Here is a 12692-nt window from a genome sequence, read left to right on the forward strand (position 1 = left end):
TTATGGTTTTGGTGAGCATTGCCCACACTATTTATAAAAATCATTTTGCTATATCAAATCTGTCAAAAGTTTAGCTTCTAATTTCTACTATTATCTTGTTAGGGTTTACTTGAACTAGGTTTAATTAGATTATCAGTTAATATAAAAAGCCCTAATCGATGAGTATTTAATATTTGCAAACACAGTGAATTTTTGGTGTTGCTGAATTGGAGTAGGAATTGACATTTTTTGATATGACTTCATACTTGCAATCAGCAACGCCAATTTTTTAAAGCACTTAGGAAACACTTGCAACTTGTAAATATTTCCCAGGTCGCTCGGTATCGGGGATATACCAGGCGGGGTTGCCTTGGGGATCGCGTCCTAATTTGGCATTAGGTTGCGGAGGACGATTACGTAGGCTGTTATTAGTAACTTCGCTGTTTGTTACTTCTATGGGCGGTGCAGACAAAAAGCCAGCAGACTGCATTTCGGCAATACTTTCTTTAAAGGCTGCCATTACAAAAGCTAGATCGGCTTCGGAATGGGCTGTTGTCAAGAAGCAAGGACGATGATCCCAAGTATGCACTCCCTTATCCCGTAGTAAATAAAATAGTAAGTCTCCGTAAGGAAACTCTGGTGCAGATTTCACCATAAACAGGGAGCCGAAGTTATAAGCTGTATACGGAGCCTGAACTTTCTGGAAATAGCCCATAAGTTCCGCTACAAATTTATCGGTTCTGGCATTGAGATTTTGCTGCAAGCTGGGGCCACTCTGTTTTAAATGTTGAAGTACTGCTTTGGCGGCTGCTAGTGCTAAAGGATGGCGGACAAAAGTGCCGGCAAAGTAAGTTACACCAACTTCTGGAACTGAGTCATCCCCAAACTGCCAAAATCCACCATCTAAAGCATCCATATATTGCGATTTCCCAGCAATGACTCCAATCGGTAGTCCACCGCCCACAATCTTGCCGTAGGTTGCTATATCAGCTTTGATACCAAAATGTGCCTGAGCGCCACCTGGATGAATTCTAAATCCGGTAACGATTTCGTCAAAAATTAGAGCAATACCAGCTTCTTCAGTGAAATCACGTAATTGCTGAAGGAATTCCTTGGGCTGGTATTCAGGGCGACGGCTTTGCACAGATTCAACCATCACTGCTGCTAACTCATCAGCCCGGCTTCTAAGGATTTCTAGAGACTCAGGTGAATCGTAGTCCACCACTAAAATGTTCTCTACCATTTCGGGTGGGATACCAGGAGCCGCAGGAATTGACCTTAGTTTTTTTGTCCCCCGAACAATTACTTCATCCAAAATACCGTGATAAGCTCCAGAAAAGATGGCGATTAAGTTACGCCCTGTGATGGTGCGTGCCATCCGCATCGCTCCCAAAACCGCTTCTGAACCTGTGTTGCAAAAAGCTGCTCGGTCAAAGTTGGTCAACTCACACATCAGCTTTGCCACTTCTCCAACTAAGGGAGTCTGCGGCCCAATTTCCATGCCAAGTTTCAGTTGTGCTTCAATTGCTTCGGTAATGAAAGGTGGCGACCAACCAAACAAATTCAAACCAAAACCATTGCTTAAATCGACATATTCATTGCCATCAAGATCCCAAAGTTTAGAACCCGATGAACGAGACGCTACGATGGGATAAACCATCTCTTTCATCGTCGGGTTAAAGCCAGAAACAGTTCTTGGATCTGCCAAATAAGGGCGATGGGATTGAGTATATTCTTTGGATTTTTTAGTCCGTTGCGTGTATCTTTGAATAATTTTGTCTAGATAAGTTCGTTGTTGCGTTGTCAGAGTTTTAGTCTGGGTTTTTTCAATTCGAGCAGCCGCACCAAATGCCTTTTTAGGGCCATTTGATTCCGTGTCTACCGATGCAGGTGATTCTTTGCTCGTTTGAGTCGCTGGGATAGATACGGCATTTTGTGGCTTGACACCATTATTTTGAGGTGTCGCCGCAGGTACAACTGGGATTGTTACAGGTTGACTGTTGTTACCCAATAGTGCCAATTGCTGACTCATGATTTGTAGCTGCTGATTAATCACATTTTCGAAGAAACTGGATGCAGCAGGTTGGGCAGAAATCTGAGGTGCAGATCCATTTGTATGAACTTCATGCACTACCAAAGTGGGTGATGTGGTTGCAGGTGCTGGTAATGGTACTTCTGGAATGGGTTCTGCAACAGTTTCTGTTAATCCTAATGCAGATAAAGTTTCGGGAGACAAGGCTGGATTGATAAAGTCAGCCAGTGTTCCTAAATTGGGGTAAATTTCTAGTAACTGCCTAAGTGTTACCTTTACTTGAAATTTTTTCTTTAACGCTAGCCCTACTTGAGTCAGTGATAAAGAATCTAATCCCATTTCTAAAAATGTTGTCAAATCGTCAACACTAGCGATTTCCAATCCTGATGTTTCTTCAATAATTTCTTTTAGCAGAGGAATAAGCTTTTGCTGAGGAGATTTTGTCATATCTTGGGTATTTTCTAACTGGGGATTTGAAGGTTTGGGAGTTGCTGCGCGATTGGGATGAGGTAAAGGATCAATCCAGAAGCGTTGGCGTTCAAAGGGATAGGTAGGCAGAGAAATTCGTTGTCGCGTTTCCCTTTGATAGAAGTTGCTCCAGTCAATAGATACTCCTGCTAGCCACAGTTGTCCTACTGCCTTGAGTAATGCTGTCCATTCGGCTTCGTTCTCAGCGTTATCGCCCAGAGAAGCGATCGCTATCTGTTGTTTAATATCTTTTGCTTGTTGGCGGGCTAGGGTCGTAGTTGTGATTCGCGGCCCAACTTCTAACAGTACGCGTTCTGGTTGCTGCCATAAGGTTTGTATACCCTCCGCAAATCGCACAGTCTGACGTAAATGTCTAGCCCAATACATCGGATCAGTTGCTTGCTGGGCTGTAATCCAGTCGGCGGTAACTGTGGAAACAAAGGGAATTTGAGGAGGTGATAATTTAACTTTCCTAACTACCTCAGCAAAGGGGGCTATGATGTCATCCATCATTGGGGAATGGAAAGCGTGGGAAGTGTGTAAACGGCGACAGACAACTTCTTCGCTTTCTAGTTGTTTTTGCAGAGCCGCGATCGCTTCTGTTGGCCCAGAAACTACACACAGGGAAGGGCCATTAATTGCTGCGATCGCTAATTCTGGACTCAATCGCGGCTCTACCTCTTTAGCTGGTAAGCGCACTGAGAGCATGGCCCCTTGTGGTAAGTCCCACATGAAGCGACCGCGATTTGCAACCAACATCAGCGCATCTTCTAAGGTGAATACACCCGCAATACAGGCGGCGACAAATTCGCCAATGCTGTGACCAATCATCGCTTGGGGCTTGACTCCCCAACTTTGCCACAGTTGCGCTAAAGCGTATTCAACGACGAATAATGCTGGTTGAGTAAAGCAGGTTTGCTTTAGGGCGATAGCCGCAGTTTCGCGATCGCTTGGCGCGGGATATATAATTTTTCGTAAATCCCCGCCCAGTAATGGTTTAAGGATTTCTGCACATTCATCTACTACCTCCTGAAACACAGGTTCACGGTTGTAGAGATTCAGTCCCATATCCACATATTGCGACCCTTGTCCGGGGAACATGAAGGCAACGGCTGGATTACGGATTTCTGTATGGCGGGTATTTACTTGATTGGGATCTAAAGATTGTAACGCTGCGATCGCATCTGTGATGTCGTGACAAACTACACTACGTCGATAATTTAAGGCTTTGCGCCCTCGCTGTAGGGTATAAGCTACATCGGCTAAGTTAATTTCAGCATTGTACTGGAGATGTTGCTGCAAATTTGCTGTTGCAGCTTCTAAGGCTGTACTAGTTTTTGCCGAGAGCAACAATAGCTGTTGTGGACGAGAAGATCCAGAATTTTGAATTTGTGGCGCTTCTTCTAGCACAATATGAGCATTAGTCCCGCCGACACCAAAAGAACTTACACCGGCTCGTCGTGGAGTTTCACCTTCTGGCCATTCAGCTAGTTTGGTATTTACATAGAAGGGGCTATTGGCAAAGTCAATCTTGGGATTGGGAGCCTCAAAATTTAAGCTAGGTGGAATCTTTTTATAATGCAGGGCAAGAACGGTTTTAATTAATCCTGCTACCCCAGCCGCCGCAACTAAATGTCCGACATTGCTTTTGAGAGAGCCGATCGCACAAAATTGTTTAGCATCTGTATGCACACGAAATGCTTGCGTCAGCGCTTCAATTTCAATGGGGTCGCCTAAAGGTGTAGCTGTACCGTGAGCTTCAATATAAGAGATGGTTTCTGGGTGGAAGTTGGCATAAGCTTGGGCCATTGCAACGGCTTCTGCTTGTCCGTCTACGCTAGGAGCCGTAAAGCTTACTTTATCAGCGCCGTCATTATTAATACCTGAACCACGAATTACGGCATAGATGCGATCGCCTTCATTGAGTGCATCTTCTAAACGCTTGAGGACAACTATTCCTGCGCCATTGTTGAACATCGTGCCCTGAGCGCTGGCATCAAAGGGACGACAATGACCATCTCCAGACAGCATACTGCCTTCTTGAGCCATATAACCGCTATTTTGAGGTGTAGTCATAGATACACCACCAGCTAAAGCCATATCGCACTGATAGCTGCTTAAGGCTTGGCAAGCTTGAATAATTGCTACTAAAGAAGTAGAGCAAGCTGTATTAACACTGACAGCCGGGCCTTTAAGGTTGAGCTTGTAAGCAGCACGGGTGGTTAAAAAGTCTTTTTCATTTGCTAACATGGTCTGGAACTCGCCGATGCGATCGACAATTTCCATACGTCCAGAAATATGGTTGGCAAAATAAGTATTTTGACCACAACCAGCGTATAATCCAATCAAACCATCGAAAGATTCTGATTCATAACCAGCATTTTCTAGAGCTTCATAAACCAACTCTAGAAAAACTCTAGCTTGTGGGTCCATAACCACAGCTTCCAGTGGATTAATGCCAAAGAAGGCTGCATCAAAAGTTTCTCCCCCAGGAATGATTCCTCTAGCTTTTACATAACTGGGATCTTTGCAAAGGTTCGGGTCAATGCTGGGATCTAATTCTTCATCTTGAAAAAAAGTCGTTGACTCTAATCCCTCACACAGATTGCGCCAAAACTCATCAACATTGCCAGCGCCAGGAAATCTTCCTACCATGCCGATAATGGCAACACCATCAATAGGATCTTGGTTATCTGAGGTTTGCATATTTACCATTGCTTAAACACCTTGTTGATGATTACGGCGACGAGCTTGAGCTGCTTGTTGGCGTTGAGCGCGATTTTGCAGCTTGTTATGAGACGGTTGGCTGTTCTGGTTTGAATCCAAATATTTTGCTAAAGAGCCAATCGTTGAATACTGAAATAGCTTCACAGCAGGTAGTTCAATACCAAGTTCCTGTTTGACTCGTGCAGCAACTTGTAGAATTGAGATTGAAGTTCCTCCCAAATCAAAGAAATTATCATCAATCCCAACGCGATCGATTTTGAGCAGTTCAGACAAAATACCTGCAAGCAAACGTTCTAAATCGGTTTGGGGAGCAATGTATGCTTGTTCGAGTTGCGGACGTTCTCTACTTGGTGCTGGCAATTTATGTCTATCTACTTTGCCATTTGCGGTTAGAGGCAGTGATTCTAACATCACAAATGCTGATGGCACCATGTAATGAGGTAGTTGCTGCTGTAAAAAACTACGTAAATTATTGTGTGTATATCTACTGTTATAGTGAGGAACAATGTAAGCAGTCAACTGCTTTTCACCTGTTTCATCCTGACGAGCTAAAACAACAATTTCCCGAACATCAGGATGTTGTGCAATCTCCCGCTCAATTTCCCCTAGTTCAATTCGAAAACCGCGAATTTTTACCTGATTGTCAATCCGACCTAAAAACTCGATATTGCCATCTGGAAGATAACGAGCTAAATCTCCAGTTTTGTAAAGACGGGTTGCTAAATTGCTATCAAATGAATGAGAAATAAATTTTTCGGCAGTCAATTCGGGGCGATTCAAATACCCTCTCGCTAACCCATCTCCAGCAATGTACAATTCGCCAACTTCTCCAATTGCTACTGCTTGGAAGTTGTTGTCTAATATATAAACTTGGGTATTAGCAATTGGGCGACCAATAGGAATAGATACACCTGGTTGCAGTGGCGCTGTTATAAGATGGCAGCAGGTAAAAGTTGTATTCTCAGTTGGACCATAACCATTAATTAACCGACAGTTCTCTACTGTTTGGAGAAACTTCTGTACATGGGTAACAGATAAGACATCGCCACCCGCTAAAAGTTGATGCAAAGATTTTAACGCATCAATTTTTTCATCAACTATGAGATGGAATAAGCCGGCTGTCAGCCAAAGAGTAGTGACTTGATATTGTTGAATAATCTGCCCTAATTCTTCTAATGATGGTGTATGAGGAGGGCAAATTACTAGTTGCCCACCGTTAAGTAAGCAACCCCAAATTTCAAAAGTTGAAGCGTCGAAGGAAATAGGAGCAAGTTGCAGAATTATTTCTTCAGCCGTGAGGTGAGCATAATTAGTTTCTTTGACCAACCTAACTACACCACGATGGATAACGCTAACCCCTTTGGGTGTACCTGTAGAACCTGATGTATACATGACATAAGCCAAGTTTTCAGCAGTGACGTTAGTGCTTAGGTTCTCTTTTTTATTTTGGGCGATTGTATGCCAATCTGCATCTAGGCAAATTACAAATGCTGTATGAGTAGGTAATTTAGCAACTAGGTCTTTTTGAGTTAATAGTATAGATACCTGGGTATCTAATAGCATAAAAGCTAAACGTTCTTGTGGATACCCTGGATCTAGCGGTACATAAGCTCCACCTGCTTTGAGAATAGCTAAAAGTGCTACAACCATTTCTAAGGAGCGCTCTATGCAGATACCTACAAGAGTTTCTGCTCCTATACCTAGTGTTTGTAGATATTGTGCCAGTTGATTAGCACGACTATTCAAATCTCTATAGGTGAGATGCTGATTATTAAAGATTAATGCTACAGCATCAGGTGTTTTCTCAACCTGTGCTTCAAACAACTGATGAATACACGCTTGCTGAGGATAATCCGTTTGAGTCTTATTCCACTCGATCAGTAGGTCTTTTTCGGATTCTTTCAAGATAGGTAATGTTAAATTATATCGTTCTAAGTTATTATCTGATAATAATGATGTTTGAGACTCAGTTACCAGAAATTGATTTTTATTTTTAGCTAATGAATCAGTTATTGCTTTCATATTTTATTTCCGCAAAAAATATATCTTTTTGCAAAACTTGTAGTTTTTAAGTAGTGCTGCATTTTTAATTCAACAAATGTCAATTTTAGCGATGCAGCTAATGTTACTACTAAACTATACAAAACCAGAATTATTACTGAGTGAAAAATACTAAGGTTTGTTCTAAAATTCATATTGAGAGATACTTTTATATAGATTTTTGGATAAACCAGTAAACTATGTAAGTTGAGTACGATATTGTTTCGAGATAAATAAGTAACGATGAATTATGATGTCTGAAAACTAAATATTGCTCCAACACCACGCAAGGTTTGTTTAAGTACTAGTATTTTTAATTACATTTTTTAGTCATATTTTTAATTTTTAAATTATATTTCAAGATTAATTTGACAAGAAATCATGCCGCAATCCTATAATGTTTATATGAAAGGGCACTGACTCTTAGATTTAGTTTTTTTATTTTGACCTATTTCCTCAAAATCTGAGTTATTTTCAATACATCTTCATTGAAAATTAAAACTTTAGAGGTGATTTGCAATGAGAGTATTAACTGTACGTTAGCTTATTTGATGAGGATAAGAAGAATCAATGCCTTGATGGACAAGCAAGACAGCGATTTTAACAGCCGATAAGCAAGCAATGGAATCCCTTTGGAGGTAGGTTGAACTCCAGGCTATGACCATCAAAATTTTTTGTGCCCTAATTCTACTTATTAATACTTAATACTTTCAAGATTTTATAGTATAAAACAGTTAGGACTTATACAATTGGCATAAATCTTTGCAATGTATTAGTCGGTTGTAGGGGCGTATAGATGTACGTCCCTCTCTAAGTATTTGTATCATGTATATTGTAAAATATTAAGCTGTTCTACATTTAACTTGGATGATTAGGGCGGGCATAACTAGAACAGCTTTAAGAATCACAGGATAAAACAGGATATCAAAGGCGAGGGAGTATCACTCCCCCGCAATAGCCAACTTACTACAGCTTAATTGTTGAATTTAAAGCTGTAATCGTAATCATCTTTAGGTTAAATGACACTAGCAGAAAAAACGAAATCATTTGCTGTGAGGCTAGTTGATGTAATTCCAACTAATGAAGCCAACTCTGTATTTCCGGCTTTCACCAAAGTATCGCTACCCTGTTGTAATAGTGTTAAAGCACTAAATTGAGTAACACCAATACCGCCCAGCCCGATTTTATCAATGCCGATCGCAAAATCAGTCACGATGTTCTTGCTAATTGGCAGACTAGCGTTAGCAATCCAGAATTGGTCAATACCAGCACCACCACTGAGGCGATTGCCACCTCCTTGACCGGCAAATAGCACATCATCGCCATCACCACCAAACAGCGAATCATTCACACTGGAGAAGAGTTTGTCATCTCCAGAACCACCATATAGACGGTTATTGCTACCGTTACTCTTGAGGGTATCGTTACCTGAGCCACCGAAGGACAGTTGACGCGAACCTTCAACTACTGTGAGAGTATCAGCACCTGCGCCTCCAAACAGATTATTACTACCATTGGCTTCCACTACGGTAATATCGTCATCACCAGCAGCACCATCAGCACTAGTGTTGTTAGCAGGGCCATTTACACCAATCAAGACTTGATCGTTACCATCTCCTGTGGACACTGAAGAGCCACTGCCGACTAGCACCGTATCTTCACCGTTACCAGTCACGATTGTGTTACCTTTAGTACCTTCTACAAAGTCTGCGCCGTCACCAGCAAATAAGGTTTGATTTGGCTTGAGGGTGACATCATCACTATTAGTAGAACCAAATTGAAGGTCTAGTGTTGTTAGTCCAACAGTGCGACCATCAAACCCTGCGGCTGTAAAGTACTGAGTATTGCCTACACTCTGAAAATCCAGAATTGTTGCTTGGCCATTAGCAGTTTCTTCCGAAGTCAAGACTTCTTTAGTGGAGGGAACTACATCTGGCTTTCAAGGGTAGGTATTTAAAAATCAGGCAGTAGAGAGAGTGATTTGAGAAACATTAAGTTGTGGAGTAAAGCTTGGCCAAGGCTCAGGGAAAAAACCACCGATTGGTAATGGAAGACGATTAAGAACAGCGGCCTTAATCACTAAAAATCCACGGCGGAAGCAACTAAGCCAACGGTGAGGGAGACTATTTTTAAAATTGCGTCGTGCAATATGAGTTTGGGGTAATTCATCTAAACTACTAATAGGGAGATTTGCATCAACACAACCACCAACACTTACTTGCCATAAAATAGCGATCGCTATGGCTAACCAATGTCTTTCGGCACGTTTAGGGTCAGTGATTTTGGTTTGATGCCAATCAAAACCACCTCGTTTACCATCTTTAAACAGACACTCAATCCAAGAGCGCATAGAATACCAGCAAGCATCCGCAACCTCCGGCTGTAAATCAGTGAGAATTAACCAAGGTTCGGCATAGCCATCGTCATAGCGAGCTAATAAGGTACATTTGATTGAATTAGTTTTAAAACAAGTTATTAAGCCTTTGAATGACTGACCCACTTGTGGCACTAGAGTATTTAAAGGCTGCCAAGCATCCTGCCCCAAAACTTGAAACTGTCCAATTTGATTAATCCGCATAAACGGATGCCAACCATTGGATTGAATTTTTTCATACAGCCAAGGAGCGTAAAGTCCTCGGTCAGTGGTAACAATTACAAACCAATCTGCTGGGATGCTTTGGCTGATCTGGCTCAACAGTTTTTGCCAGTGCAGTTTCCAACTCCCTGGTTTAGTTGCTTCTACTATTTTCCAAGCAATAGGAATTCCGCAACCTCGGTAAACAATACTAATTGCTAGTACAGTAAAGCGATCGCTCAAAGTCGAGGCATCTGCTGCCAGAGCCAAACGCTTTTCGTTCTGCGGCCAAAGGCTTAAAATCCAGCACAGTAGTGGACTAAAACAAGTTGTAATATCTAATGAAGTCCGTCCTGTCTTCGTTTTATCCTCAGCATCTCGATACCATTCTCGCAGTTGCTGGCGCACAGTATTCTCTTTTTTACCCAGCAACTCTGCTAAAAATACTGAAACTGTTGTTAGTCCACTTGATTGAGTCATCACTATCCCAAAACTCCACATTGCCAGTACTACTGCTTGCGGCTTTGTGAGATTCGGCATTTTTTCTATGACTTTTCTAGTCCATTGTCTTAATTCCTCACTTTTTCCTATCTGCATTTACCCTCCTACAGCCTTTAATTCTGCTCCGCATCTGCCTTGTATATTTTTGCGGACTGACATCAGTTCTGTATTTTACCTGTTAATTTGCCCCTTTCTTAAATACCTACCTTTGAAAGACTACATCTGGGCCTCCCACCAACGCTTCTGTAATGGCACGACCTTTCAAATCGCCATTACTGGGAATATCTAACCCTAAAATACGAGCAAGTGTAGGTGTTACATCAGCATTACTAACGGGTGCATAGTCCACATAGCCTTGTTTAAAATCAGGGCCAATAGCCTCCATGTTATTGAAGGTATCACCTCGACCAAAGCTGCCATGCATTCCCTGTCCTTGCTGCAAAGTTGTATCAGCAATTTCGACCTGAGCTTGAGGGTTGTTTGGGTTGCTTGGATCGGTGCTAAAGGTTTTGAAGTTGATAACTATAGATGGAACTGGTGTTTTAGCATCACCTTTTAGCCTGATCGCACTTAGTGGTAAAGCACCTGGGATGTCTCCATAAGCATCGTCTACAAAAATCCCACTGATGTAATCTTTTTGCGAAAGCAAATTTACTACCTGTTTGGCTAAGTCAGCATTGCCATTGGGCAGATAAATCAGGTCAGATCCACCATTGGCAGCTACAACTATCTTTGTACCTGGGTCAAGTTGGCCATTAATTACCTTACCTGTACCACCAATTACACCATTCCCAGAAATAGGACGTTGGCCTTTTGTAGCATCAACAGTTGCATACTGGATCTGGTTGAGGTCTGGGGGAAGGGTTGTAGGGTTAGGATCGTATAAGGGTAAACCTAGATCGTGAGCCAAATCAATTGCAACAAAACCTGCTGGTAGAAATCCCAGATTTACACCCGCATAAGTTTGGGTGGCAGCATAACTTGTAGTTTTTGTGCCTTGGCTATCAATAGCTTGTTTGCTGATGGTAGAAAAACCGTGGTCAGCAGTAATAAAGACATCAGTAGTCTTGTCTAAGCCAGTGCTTTTAAGATAGTCAAGAAGCTGCTTTAAATTATCATCAGCATTTTTGACCCCAGCTTTGGAAGTAGAACCATTAATACCTGGTGTCAAGGTGTTTAAGCTATCACCCTGATTATGTTGAGTACCATCAGGATCTCTTGACCAGTAAACCAATGCAAATGGTTTACCATCTTCCTGAAACTTGGGTAAAATTACTTTGGTAGTGGCATCTGCAAAATATTGTTGTTGAGCCACATTGGCATTCAGAGTGCCAGGAGTTGTATTATTACCAGCTGGCTGGACTCGCGGTGTCGGTTTTACATCTAGACCAGCCGCTTGTAAACGAGCGACAATATCTGGATCGAGTGGAACACCAGAAGGTGAACCGGCGGCTGTAGGCGGCGGGGTTGCACCATTTGTAGTGTCATCAATAATAATTGTATCGGGAGTAGGAATAGTACCTGTAGTACCACCTTCTCGGTTAACTTGGGTGACATCTTGGATGGCAACTGGGCCTAATTTACCGACTGCTGCTGTGTTGAAACCCTGCGATCGCGCGTAAGCTAAGAGTGACTCTTCATCTAAAAAGTTGTTACCGGGAAACTTTTCATCGATATCCCCCAGAACTGCATCATTTTCAATGAATGGTGTGACAGTACCATTAGCATTAGGACTAGGAAAACCAGTGTAAATAGTGTTGCTAAAGTCACCTGTATCGCCAAGATAATGCCCAGTTGCGATCGCAGAAGCATTCGGGGTGGTAAATGTGGGAAATAATGAATGGCTATTGGCGAAACTAACTCCCTGCTGACGGACACTATATAAAGTTGGGGTATCAATAGGGTTTACAGAACCGTTACGCAATCCATCCGCAACAAAAATAATGACATTTCTACCGTTGCCATTTGTATCAGCCATGCTTACTATTCCTTAAGTATTGTGAGCTACGATTCATCGCAGCAATTGTGTATCTGTATGAGCAATTAATTACGCTCAACCCAAGCAAAAAATTCTTGGCTACAGAAACCTAAATAGTATTTGGCGACAAAAATGCTTAGTGTCCACACAAAATGGTGCAGACAATTAAATGAACTTAACTTTGGTTACTGTCTCAAAAGATAGTTGTTCAATGTTTAAGGAAAATTATAAACAAGTTAAGATTTTGGACAAAAAAATCCCCAACTCTTCAAGAAGTCGGGGATCTAATCCTTTAGATAGAGAGCAAATCAAAATATGATGCAATATCACTCTTTAGAGTTAGCAAAAGCGCTACAGCTTAATTCATTTTGAACATTGAACCTAAGCTGTAA

At 41.9% G+C, this 12692-nt stretch carries 4 protein-coding genes and 1 pseudogene; all 5 read right to left on the reverse strand.

Features of this window, described 5'->3' with window-relative positions:
- Nucleotides 1-277 precede the first annotated feature (277 nt).
- The 5 genes and pseudogenes from ACFFRD_RS27915 to ACFFRD_RS27935 all read right to left on the reverse strand — a co-directional run bounded on the left by ACFFRD_RS27915 (nucleotide 278) and on the right by ACFFRD_RS27935 (nucleotide 12300).
- Nucleotides 278-5194, reverse strand: coding sequence for an aminotransferase class III-fold pyridoxal phosphate-dependent enzyme (locus ACFFRD_RS27915; protein ID WP_392478835.1), 4917 nt, complete (start codon nucleotides 5192-5194; stop codon nucleotides 278-280).
- A gap of 3 nt (nucleotides 5195-5197) precedes the next feature.
- Complete coding sequence (locus tag ACFFRD_RS27920) at nucleotides 5198-7228, reverse strand: amino acid adenylation domain-containing protein (protein WP_392478837.1); 2031 nt, start codon at nucleotides 7226-7228, stop codon at nucleotides 5198-5200.
- 1033 nt (nucleotides 7229-8261) lie between these two features.
- A pseudogene (locus ACFFRD_RS27925) lies at nucleotides 8262-9032 on the reverse strand (calcium-binding protein); the annotation flags it as partial.
- 174 nt (nucleotides 9033-9206) lie between these two features.
- A complete protein-coding gene (locus ACFFRD_RS27930; RefSeq protein ID WP_392475919.1) occupies nucleotides 9207-10418 on the reverse strand; it encodes a transposase in 1212 nt (403 codons plus the stop codon).
- A gap of 106 nt (nucleotides 10419-10524) precedes the next feature.
- A complete protein-coding gene (locus tag ACFFRD_RS27935) occupies nucleotides 10525-12300 on the reverse strand; it encodes an alkaline phosphatase family protein (RefSeq protein ID WP_392478838.1) in 1776 nt (591 codons plus the stop codon).
- Between the last annotated feature and the right edge of the window lie 392 nt (nucleotides 12301-12692).

Origin of the sequence: Nostoc sp. C110 (genome assembly GCF_043099725.1) — a bacterium.
GTDB lineage: Bacteria > Cyanobacteriota > Cyanobacteriia > Cyanobacteriales > Nostocaceae > Nostoc > Nostoc muscorum_A.